The organism is Roseibium marinum (genome assembly GCF_002906165.1).
In the GTDB taxonomy this organism is placed as follows: Bacteria; Pseudomonadota; Alphaproteobacteria; order Rhizobiales; family Stappiaceae; genus Roseibium; species Roseibium marinum.
The window spans coordinates 89447-109271 of sequence record NZ_PPCN01000014.1 but is presented as its reverse complement, the minus strand read 5'-3'; the positions used below and the strand labels follow the sequence as shown (position 1 = coordinate 109271).

Here is a 19825-nt window from a genome sequence, read left to right as displayed (position 1 = left end):
TGGTCGTCCTCGACGATCACCTCCATGTCGGTGTTGCCGGACTGTTTCACAGCCAGCAGGAAACCGTCGCGCACATCGATCCCCAGACCAGCGCCGCCGCCCGAAAGCGTCGTGATCATGCCAACCTTCACCGGTCCGGCCTGAGCGCCCGTCAGTCCTAAAGCCAGCGCGGCAGCCGCCGCCATCGTCATCACCTTCATCACAAACTCCTCTTGTTACTGGACCTGCTATTCCCGTTTGTTTTCTCATTCGCTGTCCGGTGCCTGTTTCAAGTCTTTCCGGAAAGTTCTGGGCAGTCGTCTGTTTTTTCCTTTTCCGCGTGCCCGCGCGGGAAAGGTGTCTCCTATGGGCTCACGCCTGCGGCCGCAGCCGGAACCTCTGGATCTTGCCGGTTTCCGTCTTCGGCAAAGTGTCGGCAAACACGACCGAGCGCGGATATTTATACGGCGCGATCATTGCCTTGACATGGTCCTGCAGCACCCTGCGCAACTCGTCGCCCGGCTCGGCTCCCTCGCTCAGAACCACATGAGCCTCAACGATGGCGCCACGGTCCTCGTCCGCGACTCCGATGACAGCGCATTCCAGAACCGCCGGATGCGCCAGCAGGGCCGCCTCGACCTCCGGCCCGGCAATGTTGTAACCGCCGGAGATGATCATGTCGTCATTGCGCGCGGCGAAATGCAGATAACCGTCCGCGCTCATGGAAAAGCTGTCGCCGGTAATGTTCCAGCCATCGACGACATATTGCCCCTGACGCTCGTCCGCCAGATAGCGGCAGCCGGTCGGCCCACGTACGGCAAGCCGCCCGACTTCGCCCACAGGAACCGGCTGACCGTCCGTCCCGACGACCCTGACCTGATAGCCCGTCACCGGTTTGCCGGTGCAGGCGGGCTTGTGATCCTCGAAACGGTTGGAAACGAAGATATGCAGCATCTCCGTGGCGCCGATGCCGTCCAGCATCGGCTTGCCGGTCTTTTCCATCCAGGCGTCGTAAACCGGCGCCGGCAGGGTCTCGCCCGCCGAAACAGCCGCGCGCAGGGAGGACAGGTCCGCCCCTTCGTCCATCGCCTTCAGCATCACCCTGTAGGCGGTCGGTGCCGTGAAGCAGACGGTCGCCTTGTATTTCTGGATGATCTCGATCATCTGCGGCGGCGAGGCGTTCTCCAGAAGCGTGGCCGCCGCGCCGAAACGCAGCGGAAAGATCGCCAGACCGCCGAGACCGAAAGTGAAGGCCAGCGGCGGCGAGCCGACAAAGACGTCGTCAGGGGTCACGCCCAGCACTTCCCGCGCATAACCGTCGGCGATGATCAGAAGGTCGCGGTGAAAATGCATCGTCGCCTTCGGAGTGCCCGTCGACCCTGAGGTAAATCCGAGCAGGGCGACATCGTCGCGCCCTGTCGGCACGGCGTCGTATTGCACGGATTTTTCCAGCGCCAGCCGGTCGAGCTCCGCATCGTGATTGGAGGTGCCGTCAAAGCCGACGACCTTCTTGAGATACGAAGATGTCTTGGCACAGGCGACCATTTCCTCCATCAGCCGCGTGTCGCAGAGCGCGAATTCGATCTCCGCCTTGTCGACGACCTTGGAAAGCTCGCCCGCCCGCAGCATCGGCATGGTGTTGACGACCACCGCGCCTGCTTTCGTGGCAGCGAGCCAGCAGGCCACCATGGCCGGATTGTTGGCGGAACGGATCAGCACCCTGTTGCCGGGCCGCACGCCGAGATCCTCGCTGAGGACATGAGCCAGCCGGTTGGTCCAGTCGGCCAGTTCCTTGTAGGTCCGCCGCCTGCCGTTGCCGATCAGCGCCGTGCGGTCGCCGAAGCCCTTGTCGACCATCCTGTCGGTCAGCTCCACCGCCGCGTTGAGACGCTCCGGATAGGAGAAGCCATCGAGCAGAAACTCTGGCCAGGCGTCTTCGGGCGGCAGGTTGTCCCGCGTGAAGGTATCGGTATGTGCGGAAGGACCAAGCATGGATCAGGCCTCCTGAAATGCGCTGAACGTCTGGCGCGCTATGATGATTTTCTGAACGTCCGAGGCACCCTCGTAGATGCGCAGGGCGCGGATTTCCCGGTAAAGCGTTTCGACCGCCGTGCCCGAGCGCACACCGTCGCCGCCGTGCAGCTGCACGGCCTTGTCGATCACCTGCTGCGCCTGATCGGTGGCGAAGAGTTTGGCCATGGCCGCTTCGCGGGTCACGCGCGGCGCGCCGCTGTCCTTGGTCCAGGCGGCCCGGTAGACCAGCAGCGCGGCCGCATCGATGTCGAGCGCCATATCGGCGATATGGCCCTGCACCAGTTGCAGGTCGGCAAGCGGCGCCCCCTGAATTTCCCGGGTGGTCACCCGCCGCAGGCTCTCGTCAAGCGCCCGCCGGGCAAATCCGAGGGCAGCGGCAGCGACCGTGGAACGGAAGATATCCAGAACGGACATGGCAATTTTGAAGCCCGCTCCCGGAGCTCCGATCAGATTGGCCTTTGGAACCCGGCAATCGGTGAACCGCAGGGATGCCAGCGGATGCGGGGCGATGGTCTCCAGGCGCTCGCTCACCTCGAACCCGGCAAGGTCGGGCGTCAGAATAAAAGCGGACAGCCCCTTCGCCCCGGGAGCCTCTCCGGTCCTTGCAAACAGTGTGTAGACGTCCGCGATCCCGCCGTTGGAAATCCAGGTCTTCTCGCCGTTCAGAACATAAGCATCGCCATCGTCTGTCGCGGTCATCGTCGAATTGGCGACATCGGAGCCCGACTTCGGCTCGGTAAGCGCGAAGGCTGAAATCGCCTTGCCCGAGCGGGTCAGGGGCAGCCATTCAGACTTCTGTGCATCTGTGCCGAAAAGGGAAATCGCGCCGGTCCCCAGTCCCTGCATCGCAAAGGCGAAATCGGCCAGCCCGTCGTGACGGGCCAAGGTCTCGCGGATGATACAAAGGCTGCGCACGTCCAGCGCGCCATCCGGAGCTCCCGAATATCGGAGAAATCCGGCTGTACCCAGATCCGCGACAAGGTTGCGGCAGTCGGTATCCGTATCGCCGTGTTCGAAGTGCTTAAGCCGGGAGGAGGCCCAGCTTTCCAGTTCGTCGGCCAGCACACGGTGCCGGGCTTCGAAAAACGGCCAGTCGAGGAAGGTCCTGTCTGCCATCAATCGCCCTCGAACACAGGTTTTTCTTTCCTGACGAACGCCTCGTAGGCGCGGCGGAAATCCTTGCCCTGCATGCAGATCGCCTGGGCCTGCGCTTCCGCCTCGATGGCCTGCTCCAGGCTCATCGACCATTCCTGGGCGAGCATCGTCTTGGTCATCGAATTGGCGAAGGTCGGCCCGGCCGCGATCCGGCCGGCCATCTCCATCGCCGCACCTTCAAGGGTATCTGCCTCGGTGACGGAATTGAAAAAGCCCCATGCATGGCCCTCGGCGGCACTCATCGACCTGCCGAGATAAAGCAGCTCCGCCGCCCGGCCCTGGCCGATGATCCGCGGCAGGATCGCGCAGGCGCCCATGTCGCAGCCGGCGAGACCGACCCGGTTGAAGAGAAAGGCCACCTTTGCTTCCGGCGTCGCGATGCGAAGATCGGACGCCATGGCCATAATCGCTCCCGCGCCCGCGCAAATGCCGTCGACTGCGGCGACGATCGGCTTGCCGCAGCCGAGCATCGCCTTCACCAGATCGCCGGTCATGCGCGTGAAGGCCAGAAGCTCCTTCATGGTCATGTCGGTCAGCGGACCGATGATCTCATGTACATCGCCGCCGGAACTGAAATTGCCGCCATTGGGCAGGATCACCACCGCATGAACGTCATCGGCATAGACAAGGTCGCGGAACCAGTCGCGCAGCTCCGCGTAGCTTTCGAAGGTCAGCGGATTTTTCCGTTCCGGCCTGTTCAGGGCAATGCGCGCGATCCCGTCCTCGATCTCGCAGCGGAAATGCGTCACGTCACTTCGCATCGCGTCAGTCCTCTTCCATCTGGCGGTCCAGAATACTATCCAGATGCGCCGAAAGCGCATCGACGTTCCCGGCTGACAAGCCCTCGAGCAGGGTGTTGATCCAGTCTTCGTGGTGTTGCGCCAGATCCTCGAACGCCGCCCTGCCCTTCGCGGTCAGCCGCGCCACCTGGGCCCGGCGGTCGCCGGGCACCGCCACGCGCAGGGCAAGGCCCTCTTCGGTCAGCTTGTCGACGATGCCGGTGACATTGCCGTTGGAAACCTTCAGGTAAGACGACAGGTCACTCATCTTCAGGCCGTCCGGAAAGCGCGCCAGCGCGGACATCACGTCGAAACGCGGCAAGGTCGTCCCATGCTCCTCACGCAGGTTGCGGCGGATTTCCGTCTCTATGCCGTTGACGGATTTCAGCAGCTTCAGCCAGACACGCAGCCGTGCCTTGGACAGGGGTTCCGCCGATGGCGCCTGTGCGGACTTCATAGCTCTCCTCCCGAAAGGCTGAGTGCCTGACCGTTGACCGATTGCGCGCCGTTCGAGCAGAGCCACAGCGCCGTCGCGGCAACTTCGGACGGTTGAATGAAACGTCCCTGCGGATTATCCGCCTTCAGCGTTTCTTCGGCCGCCTCGCGGCTCATGCCCGTATTCGCGGTAATGATATCGATGGACCGTTCAAGCAGCGGGGTTTCGACGAAGCCCGGACAGATGGCGTTCACCGTGATGCCCGTCTTCGCCAGCTCACGGCCGAGCGCCCGGGTCAGGCCGACCACCGCATGCTTTGCCGCGCAATAGGCGCTGACATAGGGATAGCCTCTGAGACCGGCGGTCGAGGCGATGGCGATCATCCGGCCCCAACCGTTCGTCTTCATGTCCGGCAGCGCCGCCTGCCAGACGTTGGAAACACCAATAAGATTGACCGCCAGCATCGCTTGCAGGGTCTCGGACGTCATCTTCGCGAAGGGGACGCTTTCCGCCGCGCCGGCATTGGCGATAACCACGTCGATCGGCCCGGCTTTCGCCCTCGCCGCTTCACACGCGGCAGTGACGGCTTCGGCGCTGGTGACATCGCAGACCTGATATGGCAGGGACTGCGCCGCCAGCTTTTCCTCCGTCCGGCCGAATATCGTCACCCTTGCCCCTTCGTCCGCGAACAGCCTGGCGCAGGCGGCTCCGACGCCGCTGCCCCCACCCGTCACGATGATATGACGTCCTGAAACACTCATGCCCGCAAGGTCTCCGCGTCCCGGTCCGAAAGCCGCCAGAGCTGGTCGCGTCCGGCCAGATAGGGCAGCGGCCAGTCGCTCGCTGCCCGGTCGCCGATCCTGGCAGCTTCATGCAGGCTCCAGTAGGGATCGGCCAGATGCGGCCGGCCGACAGCCACCAAATCCGCCCGGCCCGCCATCAGGATCGAATTGGCGTGATCGGCCTCGTAGATGTTGCCCACCGCCATGGTCGGCAACCCGGCTTCATTGCGGATACGGTCGGAAAACGGCGTCTGGAACATGCGGCCGTAGACGGGTTTGGCGGCAATCGATGTCTGCCCGGCGGAGACATCGACCAGATCGACACCAGCGGCCCGGAACAGACGTGCGATCTCCACCGCCTCGTCAGGGGTCACGCCTTCGTCGCCGACCCAGTCATTGGCCGAGATACGAACCGACATCGGTTTGTCCTCGGGCCAGACGGCGCGCATGGCCGTGAAGACTTCCAGCGGCCAGCGCATCCGGTTTTCCAACGAACCGCCGTAGGCGTCCTGGCGGATATTGGAGAGCGGGGAAATGAACGACGAGAGAAGATAGCCGTGCGCCGCATGCAGCTCGATCATGTCGAAGCCGGCGCGCTCGGCCATTTTCGCGGCAGCCGTGAACTCGTCCCTGATCGCGTCCATTTCGGTTTGCGTGATCGCCCGCGGCACCGCGTTGCGGTCCGACCAGGGAGCGGCGGAGGCGGAGACCAGCTCCCAATTGCCGTCCGGCAGAGGCTGATCCATGCCTTCCCAGCCGATCCGCGTCGAGCCCTTGCGGCCCGAATGGCCGATCTGGCAGCAGATCTTCGCATCCGTTTCGCTATGGACAAAATCCGTCAGGCGTCTCCAGGCGGCCTCGTGTTCGGGCGCGTATAGACCCGGACATCCCGGCGTGATGCGGCCTTCCGCGCTGACGCAGGTCATCTCGGTAAAGACCAGCCCCGCGCCGCCCTTGGCGCGTTCGCCGTAGTGGATCAGATGCCAGTCCGTCGGCGCGCCCTCGATGGCCTTGTATTGGGCCATGGGCGACACGACGATGCGGTTCTTCAGCTCCATTCCGCGCAGCTTGAAGGGCGCGAACATCGGTGGCCGTACCGGCTTGTCGGCGCTGACGCCTGCCTGATCCATGAACCAGCGCTCGGCTGACTCCAGCCAGTCCGGGTCGCGCAGACGCAGGTTCTCGTGACTGATCCGCTGGGACCGCGTCAGCATGGAATAATTGAACTGGACGGGATCGAGATGCAGATAGCGCTCCACATGTTCGAACCATTCCAGCGAGTTGCGGGCCGCCGACTGCAGACGCAGGACCTCCAGCCGCCGCTCCGCCTCGTATCGCGCGAAGGCCGACGCCCTGTCCGGTTCCTCGTGTAGGAGGTTCGCCAGGGACATCGCCGATTCCAGCGCCAGCTTGGTCCCCGACCCGATGGAGAAATGCGCGGTCGCCGCGGCGTCGCCCAGAAGGACGACGTTCTCATGGCTCCATTTCTCGCACAGGACGCGCGGAAACCGGATCCAGGCGGAACCCCTTATGTGTTTAGCATTGGTCATCAGGGAATGACCGCCCAGATGATCCTTGAAGATCTCCTCGCAGGTCCGGATGCTGTCCTGCTGGCTCATCTCGCCAAAGCCGAAGGCATCGAAGGTCTGCTGCGTGCATTCAACGATGAAAGTCGCTGTGTCGGCATCGAACTGGTAGGCATGCGCCCAGACCCAGCCGTGCTCCGTTTCCTCGAAAATGAAGGTGAAGGCATCCGCGAAGGTCTGGTGCGTGCCAAGCCAGACGAACTGGCACAAACGCCGGTCGATATCCGGTTTGAAGGTATCGGCATAAAGCGTCCGGGTTCTGGAGTTCAGACCGTCGCTGGCAACCACCAGGTCATAGTCGCGGCGATAATCCTCCGCGCTTTCCGCTTCCGTCTCGAACTTCAGATTGACGCCCAGTTCCCGGGCGCGGGCCTGCAGGAGCGCGAGCAGCTTCATCCGGCCGATACCGCAAAAGCCGTGACCGGTGGAAACCAGCCTCTCTCCCCGCAGATGCAGGGCGATGTCGTCCCAATAGGCGAAATTTTCACCGATCGCTTTGGCGCTGACCGGATCGTTGGCCGCCAGATTCTGCAGGGTTTCTTCCGAAAGCACCACACCCCAGCCGAAAGTATCGTCGGCGCGATTGCGCTCGATGACATCGATCTCGTGGGAGGGATCGCGCAATTTCATGGAGATGGCGAAATAGAGCCCTGCAGGCCCTCCGCCCAGGCACGCGATCCGCATACGACGCTCCTTGCGCTGGCTTCAGTACCATCAGCGAACCACAGGATCGGATTTACTTCAACCCTAAAATTTCAAGCTTAAAATATTTAGATGCAACGCATGCCGTCCGGCCCTGTCAAACTGCATGCTCACCGGAAGGCGGCGTCGGAAACATTCAAAAAATCTCTCGGGTTGCCGGAACTATCCGCTGCCGGCCGCGTTTACCGCCTGCGGGAGGAACACCTGAATGACAGCGAAACATGAAGGCGAACGTCAGGCCGCCGTGGAATCCCCGCGCAATCCTTATGAAAACACCACCGCCATTGGGAGCCGCTCGCGCCATACTCTTTCAAGGGAAACCGGAACACGCGACCGGAAAAAGCGTCTTTAGGCTACGGCCCCTAACATCCGGCGGGCGCATCCCGCGCCAAGGGTCGAAATGAACGCAAGACCAGCCGATTTCAAATCCTGTATACTCCAAAAACATTTCAGTCTGTTGGACTTGTGCGCATGAACCAAGCCGTTACCTACAAAACCAAATGTCACGCCTGCCCCTTGCGGAACAAGGCCATCTTCCGCCCTTTCAAGGAGGAGGAACTGAATTTTGTCATGAAATTCAAAGCAGGCGAACTGACCGTGGAAGAAGGGGCGACCATCGTTCTGGAAGATAACAATAGCCCTCATCTTTATACACTTCTCGAGGGCTGGGCCTTTCGCCACAAGGCCCTTCAGGACGGCCGGCGGCAGGTCCTGAATTTCGCGCTGCCCGGAGAACTGATCGGGCTCCAGCTGGCGCTTCTGGACGAGATGCAGCATACGGTTACCGCACTGACCGACACCACCTTGTGCGTGTTTCACAAGGAAAAGATCTGGTCGATCTTCCAGGACTATCCCGCCCTTGCCTATTCCATTACCTGGATGGCTGCCCGTGAGGAACAGCTCATCGACAGCCATCTTCTCAGCCTGGGACAGCGGACGGCCAAGGAACGTCTCGCCAATCTCATTCTTCACCTGTATGACCGCGCGGAAACGGTCGGCTATGCCGGAAACATGACGCTTGATGCCCCTTTCTCGCAGGGACATCTTTCCGAAGCGCTCGGTATCACCACTGTGCATACCAGCCGGACGATCCGAAAACTGCACGACCTTGAGCTCATCAGCTGGACCCGGGACCGTATCCGCATCCTGAATCGCCAGGCGCTTGAGAAAGTAGCTTGTTACGAGCCTGTCGAAGCCACGCAACGACCCATGATCTGAATAGGCCGTGCGAACTCATGAATGAAGGTGAAGCACTTTGTGCGCTCACGTGCGTCCCTATCCTCGCACATGTTGCTTTTGCGGCGCAGCCTGTCAGAGCAACTTTTCAATCTGTGCCTTGGTGTAGGGCTTGCGAAGAATTGTCCTGTCCTGAAATTCGACCGGTAACGCGCTCGCATCGCCATAACCGGTCGCAAAGACAAACCGCAGCCCCCTCCTGGCCAGCAGAGCTGCGAAATCCTGGCTGCTCGTGTCGCCGGTCTGCAGATCCAGGATCGCAAAGCAGAAAATCTGATCGACGAGCAGTTCGATACCGTCCGCAAGCCTGGTCACGGCCGTCACCGGAGAAAACCCCAATTCCTCGAGCATTGTTTTTGTGTCGAGCGCGATAATCGGATTGTCCTCGACAACCAAAGCTGCTCCACGCGACTTACCCGCGGTATTGTCGTCCGGCGATATGATCATGAAGGCGCTCTTGGCGTGTCGGTCGCAAAGGAGTCCTATTTCACGATTTGTGGCGGCATTCATTAACATAAGTTATCCCCCCGGCCCGCTTTTCCCGGATCAGGCCCACTTCGATCATTTTCAGTGAAACCTTTCCTTTACTTCCGCGTTTACGGGGTGGAGGTATTGATATGATTACGATACGCAAACGCATACTGGCGGTCAGTACGCCAACCATTCTCGGGGCTGTGGCCCTCACTGGCGCCTTGAGCGCTGCGGAACTCGCTTCCAGCCCGTCAACGGCTGCAGAAACCAATGCGACTGCTACAATCATGGCGCAACTTGATGTCACCGCCGCCTCAGGCAAGGGTGACCTCAAGATCGATCTGGCCGATGCTCACAACCGGCCCATGCGTTGCGTGTCCGGCAACAACACCACCACCTGCACAGGCTGGCCGGTGGCAGGCGGCATGCTGGCGTTCAACGCCGAATAACGTCACCGAAAGACGTCAGGTTCAAAACAAAAGCCGTCCGGAAACGGGCGGCTTTTGTTTTTGCGGATGAGGGATTTGCTTCGTGAGCCAACGCTCGATCTGAAAAGAGGCGGTTTTCCGGATTGCGCATCCTGCCTTCAACCGGGTGCGGGATGCGCGACGACTTTTAAGCGTGTCGCGTTAAATTGAATTCAGGAAATCGCCCGAACGCATTTGCAATGCAAACGCTGCCTCGGCGTCTTCCTGAATCCGCTTAAACGCAACACGCTATAAAACGGTGAACTTTCAGATTTCCAATCGAGCCCGGTTGGAGGACTGCTGATCCAGCGTTTCGAAGATCGAATAGGCAACCAGCAGCAACGGCACGGCGACGAATCCGCCCGCCGGGCCCCACAACCAGATCCAGAAGGCAATCGTGAGAAACACCACGAACGGATTGAGGGTCATCGTCCGGCCCAGCACCATGGGTGTCACGAATTGCGCTTCCATGAGGTTGAGCACGAGATAGGCAGCCGGAGGCGTCAGGATCGCAAGAAGGGTATTGCCCGTCGCGAGACCTACTCCGGTCAGCACCGCCACCATGGCGGCCGGGCCGATATAGACGATGTAATTCAACAATCCGGCCAGCATGCCCCAAAGCAGCGGTGACGGCACACCCAGAGCCCACATCGCCAGGGCGACCGCCGCGCCGAGACCCACATTGATGAAGGTTATGTAGACCAGATACGTGGACAGCCGCGTTTCGATCGCCTGGATAACGGTCGCGACGTTCCTGCGTTGATGGTGATCGTCGCACATGCGCAGCAGGGACTCGCGGAAATGCGGACGGGTCAGAATGAAGAAGTAGAGACTTGCCAGGAACAGAATGACCTGAGCCACGAATGTCGGCGCGAAGTAGAAGACGCTTTCAACGGCGGACGTGTCATCGACACTGACCTGCATGTTGCCGGACTGGCCCATGGCGTTTTGCAACTCGTTCTGAAGACTGGCCACCGAGGCGAAGAAACCCTGCCAGCTGGTGAGTTGCGACTGGAGCTGAGCCCAGATAAGCGGCAGCTTGTCCATCCAGTCGGACAGCGGCACGACAAAGGCCGCACCCGTCGACAAGATCAGGGCCACGAACAGCAGCACCATGGCGAGTGCCGACATCCAGGAAGGCACCCCGATGCGCGAAAGGCGATCGGCGGCCGGCCCGAAAAGCGTGCCCACCACGAGAGAAAGACAAATCGGCGCAAGGATCACCTGACCGAAATCGAGAGCTGCCGTCAGCGCCAGACCGCAAAGGATCAGCAAGGATATCCGAACGGCCGGATCGGCGCGCAAAGCAGGTGCCGGCGTTCGGCCGGCACCTGCTTGCGCACCATCGTTGATCTTTACCTGACTTGTCATGTGGCGCTCCACTAAAGGGGACAAAGCGCCTGCGGCCACGCGCCGTGGGCGAATTCACTTTACTCTTGATCGCCGCCCTGGGTCGCCAGGAATGCCAGTCCGCCGAGGGCGGCGATGACGAGAAGGCTCCTGGATTTTGTGAGACGCGGCAGGATGGAAACCGCAGCAGCCGCGGACAAGCGCATTGCGGCGCGCCGCCGGCTGTTACGCCGCCGTTCGCGGAACTTCACGAAGCTCAGCACCGCAATAATCACAACCCCCACTCCGGCCATGACCGCCGCGATCAACGCGGCCGCCTCTGCCGGTCCCCAGAGGGGCGCGAGAAAGGCCCACACAGCAGCGAGACCGGCCACATAGGCCGTCGCGAAGCACACCCCAGCGGCGGCTGTCAGATACACGTTCCGCTTGGCACGGCGATACACCATCCGCACATCGCGTGTTGCAGCGCTCAGTGCCAGCGGTAGGGCGCGCATGACCATCAGCGGCGAACCAGTGCCGCGATCAGGAACCCGACGCCCGCGGCGATTCCCAGCGATTGCAGCGGGTGACGGCGGACACCGGAAACCAGTGCACGTTCGTAGTTGTCGAGTTCCCGCGTCAGGGTGTTGAGCGCGTCCTGAGACATCTTCGTCAGGTCCTCGCCGGCAGCGCTCGCCTTCGACGCGTATTCACCCGTCTTCCCGGCACCGTATTTTTTCAGCGAACCGGCCAGGGCGGCGATATCGGCACGAATGCGTTCGATATCCTGTTCGATTTCGCCTGCGCTTACCTGATCGTTAGCGGCGTTGCCGGTGGAAGCAGTAGCGGATTTGGGAGTTGCCATTATATCGCTCCGTTTGTGTCTCGAGGTTTGTCGAAACCTGAAAAAGATCTCATTTTACTATTTCCGGCTCCTGTCTCGGTCGCCGGCCGCGAGCCCTGTGGTACGCGGGTCACCCGGTAAACTGGAGACAAGCCGTTTGGTTCCGCATTTTCTTCAAGGGCCCTGATGCCTGGGAAAATCAACCGCGAAGGGCGTTGATCAGCTCGGCCTTGTCCATCCTCGAGCGGCCGTCGATATCGACTTCCCGGGCGCGCTCGTAGAGTTCCTCCCTGGTCCATTCCTCGTACGGTTTTGCCTTGCCGCCCTTCTTGGAGGGCGACTGCCTGTCGTTCGCCTGGGCATTTGCGATGCGCGCGGCTTTTTCCTTGCCATAGCCTTCGTCGCGCAGCGCCTCATACGTTTCTTCATCGTTGATGCTGGGTCTGTCTTTACCGGTCATTGTTCCGCTCCTCTCTCTTTCAGCTACCCACAGCCCGCGCGATCGAGAAGATGCGGAAATATCCCGCGACGAGAGGGCAGCAGCACTTACCGCCCGCCAGTCGATCGCGCTGAATGCGTCAGCAGAAAATGTATATCTGGAACAACGCCGAGCGCCTTTTATCGTTCCTCGACGAATTCAGCGATTTTTGCCTGATGCCCAAATTGTAAATAATGAATGGAGAAACAAAATTTAGAAATATTCGTAAGAAATGTTCTCAAATTCATCCCTATGGAAAATGTCTTTCTATCGTGCGGGGAGTGACAATTACGTAATTTCCCATGGGATATTTCTGCTCTCAGGTAAAATCAGATTTTTTTGAAGCAATGCCGGAACCGATGCCGTGCCGGAGACTTTTCTCTGAGAAGGCCGTTAACGCGGAAGATTGAAACCAGCCAATTCGCTCAGGAAAGGAAAGTCTATGTCTGCCACACAGATTCTGAAGGTTGAAACGCCTAAATCCGATGAAATCAATACCGGTGTCTCCGAGGAGGTCCGCGAGCAACTGGCGAAACATCTGTCGGTCATCCTGGCGGAAACCTACATCCTCACAATCAAGTCGCATCTTTACCATTGGAACGTTGTGGGTCCGATGTTCAAGGCCATCCATGACCTGACGGAAGAGCATTACGAAAATCTGTTCGCCGCGACGGACAAACTCGCGGAGCGCATTCGCGCCCTTGGTCACCGAGCGCCGGTGAACGTGCAGGAAGGCACCTTGAACCTGACCATTCATCTGCCCTCCGGCGGAATGCCCAATGCGCACGACATGATCGAGGACCTGGTTCGCAGCCACGAAATGATTTCGGCGGAGATGCGCGACATGGTGGCTTATGCGGGTGACAACGCAGACCCGGTTACCGAGGATCTTCTCACCGAACGCATCGCATTTCACGAGCAGGCTGCCTGGATGCTGCGGGCATTGAAGACGGCCTGACGTCGCCGCGGCATCGAAACGGCATTTCATACAGGCTGCCCGCCGTTACTCCGGACCAGGCCGCTTTCAAGGGTGTTCCTTGAAAGCGGCCTGGTCCGGTCGGCGCGCAGCTTTTAAACTTCATTCGGGCGCCGAGTTGTCATGATAAGCCTACCCAAACGATTTGCGGGTTTCAGTTCCGCGCAAGCTGTTCTCAACGATGCGTCGCTCTCGGCGGATCAGAAGAGAACCGCACTGCTGACCTGGCAGGCAGCCTTGAAGCAGGCCGCCAACCTGTCCGCTGGAGACAGGAACGACGCCAATCGGATAATCCGGGAAATCGATGTGGCGCTCGAGTCCCTGGACCGTCAGCGGCGCGGCCAAAGCGGACGGCAATAGTTACTGTTCAGCCCGCCCCCTGTTTTTAGGTGCCTACCCCAGGGTCCGTACCCTAACTGGCTATATGCTTGGTCGGGATCTCGATGGCGCAGTTCACGCCTTCCGGTGAGAATTCGATTTTCACGTTCCCGTCCAGCGAGGGGCCAACCAGCCTTTCAAGCAGGATTCGCCCGAAGCCGTTCCGTTTCGGCTCCGCCACCTCCGGCCCGCCACTTTCCTTCCAGTTCAGCAGAATCTTGTCGCCGGACCGCTCCCAGGAAACGGACAGCCTGCCGTCAACGACGGAAAGTGCGCCGTATTTGGCTGCATTCGTCGTCAGTTCATGAAGCGCCAGCCCCAGGTTCTGGGCAGCCTCCGCCGTGATCGTGCAGGAAATGCCCTTCAAGGTGATCTGCGGGCTGTTAGGCGCGATAGACTGGGACAATTGCGCCAGAATAAGCTCGCGCAGGTCCGCCCCATACCAGGACTGGGAGACCAGAAGATCGTGGCTCGCGGCCATCGCCTGAAGCCTTGCGGAAAAACTCTCGACAAAATCATCCGTGGTGTCGGACCGGGCAGCCGTCTGACGCGCCATCGCCTGAATCACGGCAAGCAGGTTCTTGGAGCGGTGGGTGAGCTCGCGCATGACCAGATGCATCTGCCGCTCGTTTTCCCGCTTGTGGGTCAGATCGACCGCTGTGCCGATAACCCCGGACACCCTGCCGGTCCGGTCACGGGCGGGATCGAGGCGCAGATTGTAGTTCCTGGTCTTGCCGCCGAGTTCCACGTCGAACTCGATCACTTCGCTCTCGCCGGTTTCCAGAACCTTTTTCTTCGCGGGAAGGATCTTGAGCTGGTCTTCGTCCGAGATAAGGTCCGCATCGGTCATGCCGATGAAATTTTCCTGGGCGTAGCCCGGAGGCGGGTTGACGATATGCACATATTTCAGGTCCATGTCCTGCTCGAACACGGTGATGAGAGACCCTTCCAGAGCCGTTTCGAAACGTTTGTTGGCTTCCGCGAGCTGGCTCGCCATGGACGCCAGCCGGATCTCGTAAAGGTTCTTTTCGGTCATATCGACGGCTGTGCAAAGAACACCATCGATCTCGCCCGCCGCATCGCGGGTCGGGTGCACGATCAGATCAAGAAATATCGTTCCGACTTCCTGGTCGTCGATCGCGATATAGGTTGACGCCGACTCCCCGGTTTCCATCACGGCCCGCTTCAGCGGTACGATTTCCTCGGTCGTCTCGGCCGGCAGGATTTCCGCGTCGGTCTTGCCCAGAACATCCTTGCTGCCAAAGCCGAACCGCGGGTTATGGATCCAGGTGTAGCGCAGATCCGAATCCTGCGAGAACACCGATATGTTCGATCCCGTCAGCGCCATTTCGAATTTGGAGTTGATGAGATTCAGCTCAAACCGGCTCCTGCCGACCTCATCGTTCAGTTCCAGGTTTTCCGCCTTCAGCAATTCGTTCGCCCGCTCCAGGTCGTCCATGGAGGGAATGGCAAGAAGTTTCGGCAGGATCTGCCAGATGACCACGGCCGTTGCGATGGACACAAGCGCCGTCGCCAGTTTCAGAACGCCCTGGGCGCCGAAGACCGGCCACCAGAGCGTCATGAATGTCATTGTTTCCGTGACGCCGCCGACAAAAATGAATGTGATCAGCAGATAACCGACATAGCGGGTCATTCCCTGAATGTCGGGACGCTTTTGCAGAAACCAGAAGATCGCGAGCGGTATGGCGAAATAAGAAAGCGCAATGAGAGCGTCGGAAATCGCGTGGACCCAGATGAGATCCTCGCGCCAGCGCATGTAATAGTCGAGCGACCTGAGCGAGGGATCGCCGAATAGATAGGACAGGATGTCGGAAAACATTATGCGGCACTCCCACCGGGGTGTTTGAAGTCACTTCTTCCGGCCGACCGACAGCTGGCCACGGCTGCATTCGCCCGCAGCCAAGTATTTGCACCCATCAGCGTTTTCCTGTCCGACACAGCGTATTCTCGTGGAACCTTTGATCCTGGAAACCGTTTTCCCGATGTCACGAACAACAGGAGACTTCGAGTGATGAATTGGGACCAGATTGAAGGAAATTGGCGCGAATTCAAAGGCAAGGCGCGCGTACAATGGGGCGAGTTGACCGACGACGAGCTCGACAAGATCGAAGGCCGCCGTACGGAACTCGCCGGTCTTATCCAGCAGAAATACGGCAAGACCCGTGAAGAAGCCGAGAAGGAAATCGACGGCTGGCTCAGCAACCACTGAAGGGCGCAGGCGGGACCTTCCCGCCTCCCCTCCAGGGATCTGGACAAGAAGGAACCATGACGAAGCGTCCCCCAATGGCGGACGCTTCCTTGTCCTCTCGCGAAGCGATCACGCCGATTGGGGCACACGTTAAAACCTGTCAATGCTCTCGCCTGTGGCAAGCCGGACCCCGGCCGCTCAGGCAGCGACCGCATCCGCCCCGTTAAAGAACAAGGCCTGGCTTATGCCGGCTTTCACGGTATTCGGATTGAACGGCTTGGTGATCAGGAAGGTCGGTTCCGGCCGTTCTCCGGTGAGGAGACGTTCCGGGAACGAGGTTATGAAAATCACCGGCACGGTGAGCTCGGACAGGATTTCCTTGACGGCATCGATACCCGAGGAACCGTCGGCAAGCTGAATATCGGCCAGCACGAGACCGGGGGTCTGGACTTTCGCAGCCGCGATCGCGTCGCCGGCGGTCCGCGCGACCGTTGTGACATTGTGGCCGAGAGATTCGACAATCTCGATCAGGTCCATGGAGATCAGCGGCTCATCCTCGATGATCAGAACGTCGGTCTTGGTCTGCCGGTCGATCTCTTCGATGGCTGCACTCACCAGCCGGGTGACCTCTTCCTCGGATCTGTCGATGATCCTTGCCGTTTCCGACAGCGAAAAGCCTTCCAGCGTGGTGAGCAGAAGGGTCTGCCGGCTTTCCGGGGCCATGGAGCCTAAACGCTGCTGGGCGGTCTGTTCGAAAATCGAAACGCTGCCGTCATCGCCTGCCGGCGGAATCACTGTCGCGTTCCAGAGCACATGGAACAGCCTGTAGAGAGCGATTTTCACACCAATGGACGTATCGATGATCGATTGGTCGGCCACAAGCGCCTGAAGACACGCCCGAACATACGCATCCCCGCTTTTCTGGGTCCCCGCCAGGGCTCTTGCGTAACGACGCAGATACGGCAACAGAGGCGCAATTTCTTGTGATAGGCTCACGGACATCAAGTTAATCCTTACTTTGCCACCGCTTTTATGCGGTCAAATGCGGGAAGGTGACAAGCACCGCCTGTTGGTGGAAATGCGTAAGTTGAAAAAAAGTTCCACACATAGGGAACTTTTTTTTCCGTCCGGCGTTATTTTATTGAACTCGGGTTTCGGCCCCAACACGAACTAGGAATGAGCGATGGCAAGCAAGACAAACTCGAAGTCGGCGGCTTCCGATTTTGGAATCATCAATCCGACGGCCGGAGCGACGACAAAAGAAGACTGGATCGGCAGCCAGCTCAAGCAAGTGTATGACGAAGCCCTTTCGGAGAGCATTCCGGACGACATGCTTCAACTGCTTTCCTCGCTGGATGACAAAGGCTCAAAGGAAGACAGCACCGATGAGGAGGCCGCGGAATGAGCAATGCTCAGTTCAAGGAAGATCTGGTTGCTTCCATACCGCGCTTGCGGGCGTTCGCCCGATCCATCAGCGGCAACCGCGACCGGGCCGACGATCTGGTTCAGGAAACTCTGGCCAAGGCGATCGCCAACAAGGACAAGTTCACAGAGGGCACCAATCTGACCGCGTGGCTTATCACCATACTCCGGAACCAGTATTACTCCGTCGGCCGCAAGATGCAGCGCGAAGTTGCCGATCCCGATGGCGAACATGCAGCGTCTCTTGAATCCAAGCCGCAACAGAACGGCCACCTTGAAATGAGGGATTTTCTCAGCGCCCTGCAGGTCCTGCCCGACGATCAGCGCGAAGCCCTGATCCTGATCGGCGCCAGCGGTTTTTCCTACGAAGAAGCCGCGGAAATTCTCGGCGTGAAGATCGGAACCGTCAAGAGCCGCGTCTCCCGCGCCCGGCTACGCCTGGAAGACCTCATGAACGGCGTCGAACACTTCGAACGCTCGGAACTCGCCATTGCCGAATCCGCATCCATGATCAACGATGCTTTGACCGTCTGACCGCACGCTTCCCGTTATTCCCGGACTGAATTGACCGCCGCGCGGAACGGTTGCGCGGCCCTTGAATGCGAGGACCGCAGTTATGGGTCTGGCCTACCGCGAAAATGCCCGTGAACAGGCCCTGATCAGGCTGTTCAAGGGCTTCCTCTTCATTCCCGTTTGTATCGCGCTGCTCGGCGCTCTTCTCGCTCTTCTCGCTTTGCTCATCGACGATCTGGGCCTTCTGAAAGGGATGTTCAGCGCGATCAAGTTCGAGGTGATTGGCGCGGATGGCGCCCGGTCCGTATTGTCGACCATCGCCGGCGCCATGATGTCGGTGATCAGTCTCGTCTATTCCCTGACACTGGTTGTCTTCACGCTGGCCGCCGGCAACATCTCGCCGCGTCTGCTGGAGACATTCGCCAGCAACCGCACCACACAGGTGACCATCGGTTTGCTGGGCGCGACGTTCCTGTATGCGCTTCTGGTGCTGTTCATGATCGACGGAACCCGCGACGTGCGATTTTCGGTCACCATGTCGATCGCCCTGGCCGCGGTAAGCTTCTTCTGGCTGGTGTATTTCGTCAACGATGTCGCCAGCCGGATCCGGATCGACACCGAGATCGGCCGGATCCAGGCATCGCTGCGCACATCGATCGATACATTGCTGTCGAGCGAACCGCGCGAAAAGCCCAATGACCGCGATTCAATCCCTTCCCTGCCCGTCCACGCGGTTCCGGCGACCGGCAGCGGCTATGTCACATTCATCGACAGCGCGAAGCTGATTTCCCTTGCCAGGGAGCTGGACGGCTTTGTTGAAGTGCTTGTCCCGCCCGGGGCATTCGTCATTGAAGGAATGCCGATTGCCAAAATCCGTACGAAGGTCGAACAGCCGGACGTCGAGGAGCTCCGTCTTGCCTTTAAAGTCGGCAAGGCGCGTGCGCCGGAAGGGGACATACAGTTTTCGGTTCACCTGATGGTCGAGATCGCGCTCCGGGCACTTTCGCCCGGTATCAACGATGCCTATACGGCCATCAGCGCGGTCGATCACCTGTCGGCTTCGCTTGCCCGCATTCTGCAGCGCGGCGCACCGAGTTCGCTCCTTCAGGACGACGACGAAACGCCGAGACTTTGGTTGAAACTGCTGCCTGTCAGAGACATTCTGGATGCCGCGATGCGGCCCCTCCGTCAATCGTCCGTAACCAATATTCTGGTTCTGGATCACCTGATTTCCGCTCTTGGCAAGATGGCCCAGGTCTGCAGGCCGGAACACCTGCCGCTCCTGGGAACCCAGCTACTGAATATCGCCTCGGATGCGAACCTGGTAATCCGCAGCAGGGCGGACCGCAAGCAGATCGCCGATTGCCTGAGGTCGGCGCGCGGCGCGATCAGAAGCAAAAAGCACGCGTGAAACCACTCACATGGTGTTTCCATCGAGCCGCAGCATAGCGTGCCGGAGACATCAAAAAAGGGCGCCGGAAGCGCCCTTTTTTGAACCTATCGGAAACCCGTCAGACCCTGCGTCCCCGGAAAGCATGCGCGATGGCGGAGATCAGGAAGAGGGCAATCGCCACGAAGAAAATCAGTTTGGCGATCGAGACAGCGGTCCCGGCGATACCACCGAAACCAAGAACGGCTGCAATCAGAGCAACCACCAAGAAAAACAATGCCCAGGAAAGCATAGCAAGCTCCTTCTATTGCGTTACCTGACCTAAACGCAGCCGATCCGGAATAGTTCCCGAATTTTCTTGCTCCGATGTCAGCTTTCGATCACCTCATTTCAGGTATTGCGAAATCTTTTTGGAACCATTGCGAGCCGACGTGCGTTGTACCGATAGTTCAATTCGGAGGTTTGTCATGGAATATGGAATTTTGGGTCTGGTCATTTTGGTCCTGGACATCTACGCAATCATCAAAATCGTCGGTAGCGGCGCCTCGACACTGGCGAAGCTCCTCTGGATTCTCGGGATTATTGTCTTCCCGGTGGTCGGCTTTATCGTCTGGCTCCTGGCCGGCCCGAAAGGCTCCACGGCAACCATATAAAAAGAA

The 19825-nt window shown here is 59.7% G+C and carries 24 protein-coding genes and 1 pseudogene; 10 read left to right on the top strand and 15 right to left on the bottom strand.

Annotated features, from left to right (window positions below; all coding sequences use genetic code 11):
- The 7 genes and pseudogenes from CLV41_RS24155 to CLV41_RS24125 form a co-directional block, all read right to left on the bottom strand.
- Positions 1 to 200, bottom strand: a pseudogene (locus tag CLV41_RS24155) (ABC transporter substrate-binding protein); the annotation flags it as partial.
- Between the two features lie 151 nt (positions 201 to 351).
- Positions 352 to 1971, bottom strand: a complete 1620-nt coding sequence (locus CLV41_RS24150; RefSeq protein WP_103225044.1) for a benzoate-CoA ligase family protein — start codon at positions 1969 to 1971, stop codon at positions 352 to 354.
- 3 nt (positions 1972 to 1974) lie between these two features.
- Positions 1975 to 3129, bottom strand: coding sequence for an acyl-CoA dehydrogenase family protein (locus CLV41_RS24145; RefSeq protein ID WP_103225043.1), 1155 nt, complete (start codon positions 3127 to 3129; stop codon positions 1975 to 1977).
- Complete coding sequence (locus CLV41_RS24140) at positions 3129 to 3929, bottom strand: enoyl-CoA hydratase family protein (protein ID WP_103225042.1); 801 nt, start codon at positions 3927 to 3929, stop codon at positions 3129 to 3131. The genes CLV41_RS24145 and CLV41_RS24140 overlap by 1 nt, the downstream gene beginning before the upstream one ends.
- A 4-nt stretch (positions 3930 to 3933) precedes the next feature.
- Positions 3934 to 4404, bottom strand: a complete 471-nt coding sequence (locus CLV41_RS24135; RefSeq protein WP_103225041.1) for a MarR family winged helix-turn-helix transcriptional regulator — start codon at positions 4402 to 4404, stop codon at positions 3934 to 3936.
- Positions 4401 to 5144, bottom strand: a complete 744-nt coding sequence (locus CLV41_RS24130; RefSeq protein WP_103225040.1) for an SDR family NAD(P)-dependent oxidoreductase — start codon at positions 5142 to 5144, stop codon at positions 4401 to 4403. The genes CLV41_RS24135 and CLV41_RS24130 overlap by 4 nt, the downstream gene beginning before the upstream one ends.
- Positions 5141 to 7435 (bottom strand): bifunctional salicylyl-CoA 5-hydroxylase/oxidoreductase, encoded by a 2295-nt coding sequence (locus CLV41_RS24125; RefSeq protein WP_103225039.1) that lies wholly within the window; start codon positions 7433 to 7435, stop codon positions 5141 to 5143. Before CLV41_RS24125 ends, CLV41_RS24130 begins: the two co-directional genes overlap by 4 nt.
- 226 nt (positions 7436 to 7661) lie before the next feature.
- Here CLV41_RS24125 and CLV41_RS27880 point away from each other — a divergent pair, with 226 nt between their 5' ends.
- Positions 7662 to 7805, top strand: a complete 144-nt coding sequence (locus CLV41_RS27880; protein ID WP_170107305.1) for a hypothetical protein — start codon at positions 7662 to 7664, stop codon at positions 7803 to 7805.
- Positions 7806 to 8023: 218 nt separating this feature from the next.
- A complete protein-coding gene (locus CLV41_RS24120) occupies positions 8024 to 8671 on the top strand; it encodes a Crp/Fnr family transcriptional regulator (protein WP_235867235.1) in 648 nt (215 codons plus the stop codon).
- Between the two features lie 93 nt (positions 8672 to 8764).
- On the opposite strand, the gene CLV41_RS24115 is transcribed toward CLV41_RS24120, so the two are convergent.
- On the bottom strand, positions 8765 to 9136 hold the full coding sequence (locus tag CLV41_RS24115) for a response regulator (protein WP_103225055.1): 372 nt from the start codon (positions 9134 to 9136) through the stop codon (positions 8765 to 8767).
- A 170-nt stretch (positions 9137 to 9306) separates the two neighbouring features.
- Between CLV41_RS24115 and CLV41_RS27635 the strand changes: the two genes are divergently transcribed.
- Complete coding sequence (locus CLV41_RS27635) at positions 9307 to 9609, top strand: hypothetical protein (protein WP_146048630.1); 303 nt, start codon at positions 9307 to 9309, stop codon at positions 9607 to 9609.
- Positions 9610 to 9894: 285 nt separating this feature from the next.
- Here the strand turns inward: CLV41_RS27635 and CLV41_RS24110 are convergent, their stop codons facing one another.
- From CLV41_RS24110 to CLV41_RS24095, 4 genes are all read right to left on the bottom strand, one after another.
- Complete coding sequence (locus CLV41_RS24110) at positions 9895 to 10998, bottom strand: AI-2E family transporter (RefSeq protein ID WP_103225037.1); 1104 nt, start codon at positions 10996 to 10998, stop codon at positions 9895 to 9897.
- 59 nt (positions 10999 to 11057) lie between these two features.
- Positions 11058 to 11423 (bottom strand): hypothetical protein, encoded by a 366-nt coding sequence (locus CLV41_RS24105; RefSeq protein WP_103225036.1) that lies wholly within the window; start codon positions 11421 to 11423, stop codon positions 11058 to 11060.
- A 53-nt stretch (positions 11424 to 11476) separates the two neighbouring features.
- Positions 11477 to 11821, bottom strand: coding sequence for a DUF883 family protein (locus CLV41_RS24100; protein ID WP_103225035.1), 345 nt, complete (start codon positions 11819 to 11821; stop codon positions 11477 to 11479).
- Between the two features lie 178 nt (positions 11822 to 11999).
- Positions 12000 to 12260, bottom strand: a complete 261-nt coding sequence (locus tag CLV41_RS24095; RefSeq protein WP_103225034.1) for a DUF7218 family protein — start codon at positions 12258 to 12260, stop codon at positions 12000 to 12002.
- 460 nt (positions 12261 to 12720) lie between these two features.
- Between CLV41_RS24095 and CLV41_RS24090 the strand changes: the two genes are divergently transcribed.
- Positions 12721 to 13236, top strand: a complete 516-nt coding sequence (locus tag CLV41_RS24090) for a Dps family protein (protein ID WP_103225033.1) — start codon at positions 12721 to 12723, stop codon at positions 13234 to 13236.
- A gap of 141 nt (positions 13237 to 13377) precedes the next feature.
- Positions 13378 to 13614, top strand: a complete 237-nt coding sequence (locus tag CLV41_RS24085; protein ID WP_103225032.1) for a hypothetical protein — start codon at positions 13378 to 13380, stop codon at positions 13612 to 13614.
- A 52-nt stretch (positions 13615 to 13666) separates the two neighbouring features.
- Here CLV41_RS24085 and CLV41_RS24080 read toward each other — a convergent pair whose 3' ends face one another.
- Positions 13667 to 15472 carry a sensor histidine kinase gene (locus tag CLV41_RS24080; protein WP_103225031.1) on the bottom strand — a complete coding sequence of 602 codons (1806 nt, stop codon included), beginning with the start codon at positions 15470 to 15472 and terminating at the stop codon, positions 13667 to 13669.
- A 192-nt stretch (positions 15473 to 15664) separates the two neighbouring features.
- On the opposite strand from CLV41_RS24080, the gene CLV41_RS24075 reads away from it, so the two are divergent.
- A complete protein-coding gene (locus tag CLV41_RS24075) occupies positions 15665 to 15862 on the top strand; it encodes a CsbD family protein (protein ID WP_103225030.1) in 198 nt (65 codons plus the stop codon).
- Between the two features lie 177 nt (positions 15863 to 16039).
- Here CLV41_RS24075 and CLV41_RS24070 read toward each other — a convergent pair whose 3' ends face one another.
- Positions 16040 to 16837 (bottom strand): response regulator, encoded by a 798-nt coding sequence (locus CLV41_RS24070; protein WP_103225054.1) that lies wholly within the window; start codon positions 16835 to 16837, stop codon positions 16040 to 16042.
- Between the two features lie 187 nt (positions 16838 to 17024).
- Between CLV41_RS24070 and CLV41_RS24065 the strand changes: the two genes are divergently transcribed.
- The 3 genes from CLV41_RS24065 to CLV41_RS24055 all read left to right on the top strand — a co-directional run bounded on the left by CLV41_RS24065 (position 17025) and on the right by CLV41_RS24055 (position 19187).
- Positions 17025 to 17246 carry a NepR family anti-sigma factor gene (locus tag CLV41_RS24065; protein ID WP_103225029.1) on the top strand — a complete coding sequence of 74 codons (222 nt, stop codon included), beginning with the start codon at positions 17025 to 17027 and terminating at the stop codon, positions 17244 to 17246.
- The gene (locus CLV41_RS24060; RefSeq protein ID WP_103225028.1) at positions 17243 to 17797 is read left to right on the top strand and encodes a sigma-70 family RNA polymerase sigma factor; all 555 of its coding nucleotides are present in this window, start codon (positions 17243 to 17245) and stop codon (positions 17795 to 17797) included. The genes CLV41_RS24065 and CLV41_RS24060 overlap by 4 nt, the downstream gene beginning before the upstream one ends.
- 82 nt (positions 17798 to 17879) lie before the next feature.
- Positions 17880 to 19187 (top strand): DUF2254 domain-containing protein, encoded by a 1308-nt coding sequence (locus CLV41_RS24055; protein ID WP_103225027.1) that lies wholly within the window; start codon positions 17880 to 17882, stop codon positions 19185 to 19187.
- 100 nt (positions 19188 to 19287) lie between these two features.
- On the opposite strand, the gene CLV41_RS24050 is transcribed toward CLV41_RS24055, so the two are convergent.
- Positions 19288 to 19458, bottom strand: coding sequence for a DUF1328 domain-containing protein (locus tag CLV41_RS24050; RefSeq protein WP_103225026.1), 171 nt, complete (start codon positions 19456 to 19458; stop codon positions 19288 to 19290).
- A gap of 175 nt (positions 19459 to 19633) precedes the next feature.
- On the opposite strand from CLV41_RS24050, the gene CLV41_RS24045 reads away from it, so the two are divergent.
- Entirely contained in the window at positions 19634 to 19819 is a 186-nt protein-coding gene (locus CLV41_RS24045; protein ID WP_103225025.1) for a PLD nuclease N-terminal domain-containing protein, read from the top strand.
- Positions 19820 to 19825: the final 6 nt, after the last annotated feature.

Coding starts and splice junctions, on each gene's coding strand:
- CLV41_RS24150 (WP_103225044.1), bottom strand. CDS start 1,971: ATGCTTGGTCCTTCCGCACATACCGATACCTTCACGCGGGACAACCTG.
- CLV41_RS24145 (WP_103225043.1), bottom strand. CDS start 3,129: ATGGCAGACAGGACCTTCCTCGACTGGCCGTTTTTCGAAGCCCGGCAC.
- CLV41_RS24140 (WP_103225042.1), bottom strand. CDS start 3,929: ATGCGAAGTGACGTGACGCATTTCCGCTGCGAGATCGAGGACGGGATC.
- CLV41_RS24135 (WP_103225041.1), bottom strand. CDS start 4,404: ATGAAGTCCGCACAGGCGCCATCGGCGGAACCCCTGTCCAAGGCACGG.
- CLV41_RS24130 (WP_103225040.1), bottom strand. CDS start 5,144: ATGAGTGTTTCAGGACGTCATATCATCGTGACGGGTGGGGGCAGCGGC.
- CLV41_RS24125 (WP_103225039.1), bottom strand. CDS start 7,435: ATGCGGATCGCGTGCCTGGGCGGAGGGCCTGCAGGGCTCTATTTCGCC.
- CLV41_RS27880 (WP_170107305.1), top strand. CDS start 7,662: ATGACAGCGAAACATGAAGGCGAACGTCAGGCCGCCGTGGAATCCCCG.
- CLV41_RS24120 (WP_235867235.1), top strand. CDS start 8,024: ATGAAATTCAAAGCAGGCGAACTGACCGTGGAAGAAGGGGCGACCATC.
- CLV41_RS24115 (WP_103225055.1), bottom strand. CDS start 9,136: ATGATCATATCGCCGGACGACAATACCGCGGGTAAGTCGCGTGGAGCA.
- CLV41_RS27635 (WP_146048630.1), top strand. CDS start 9,307: ATGATTACGATACGCAAACGCATACTGGCGGTCAGTACGCCAACCATT.
- CLV41_RS24110 (WP_103225037.1), bottom strand. CDS start 10,998: ATGACAAGTCAGGTAAAGATCAACGATGGTGCGCAAGCAGGTGCCGGC.
- CLV41_RS24105 (WP_103225036.1), bottom strand. CDS start 11,423: ATGGTGTATCGCCGTGCCAAGCGGAACGTGTATCTGACAGCCGCCGCT.
- CLV41_RS24100 (WP_103225035.1), bottom strand. CDS start 11,821: ATGGCAACTCCCAAATCCGCTACTGCTTCCACCGGCAACGCCGCTAAC.
- CLV41_RS24095 (WP_103225034.1), bottom strand. CDS start 12,260: ATGACCGGTAAAGACAGACCCAGCATCAACGATGAAGAAACGTATGAG.
- CLV41_RS24090 (WP_103225033.1), top strand. CDS start 12,721: ATGTCTGCCACACAGATTCTGAAGGTTGAAACGCCTAAATCCGATGAA.
- CLV41_RS24085 (WP_103225032.1), top strand. CDS start 13,378: ATGATAAGCCTACCCAAACGATTTGCGGGTTTCAGTTCCGCGCAAGCT.
- CLV41_RS24080 (WP_103225031.1), bottom strand. CDS start 15,472: ATGTTTTCCGACATCCTGTCCTATCTATTCGGCGATCCCTCGCTCAGG.
- CLV41_RS24075 (WP_103225030.1), top strand. CDS start 15,665: ATGAATTGGGACCAGATTGAAGGAAATTGGCGCGAATTCAAAGGCAAG.
- CLV41_RS24065 (WP_103225029.1), top strand. CDS start 17,025: ATGGCAAGCAAGACAAACTCGAAGTCGGCGGCTTCCGATTTTGGAATC.
- CLV41_RS24060 (WP_103225028.1), top strand. CDS start 17,243: ATGAGCAATGCTCAGTTCAAGGAAGATCTGGTTGCTTCCATACCGCGC.
- CLV41_RS24055 (WP_103225027.1), top strand. CDS start 17,880: ATGGGTCTGGCCTACCGCGAAAATGCCCGTGAACAGGCCCTGATCAGG.
- CLV41_RS24050 (WP_103225026.1), bottom strand. CDS start 19,458: ATGCTTTCCTGGGCATTGTTTTTCTTGGTGGTTGCTCTGATTGCAGCC.
- CLV41_RS24045 (WP_103225025.1), top strand. CDS start 19,634: ATGGAATATGGAATTTTGGGTCTGGTCATTTTGGTCCTGGACATCTAC.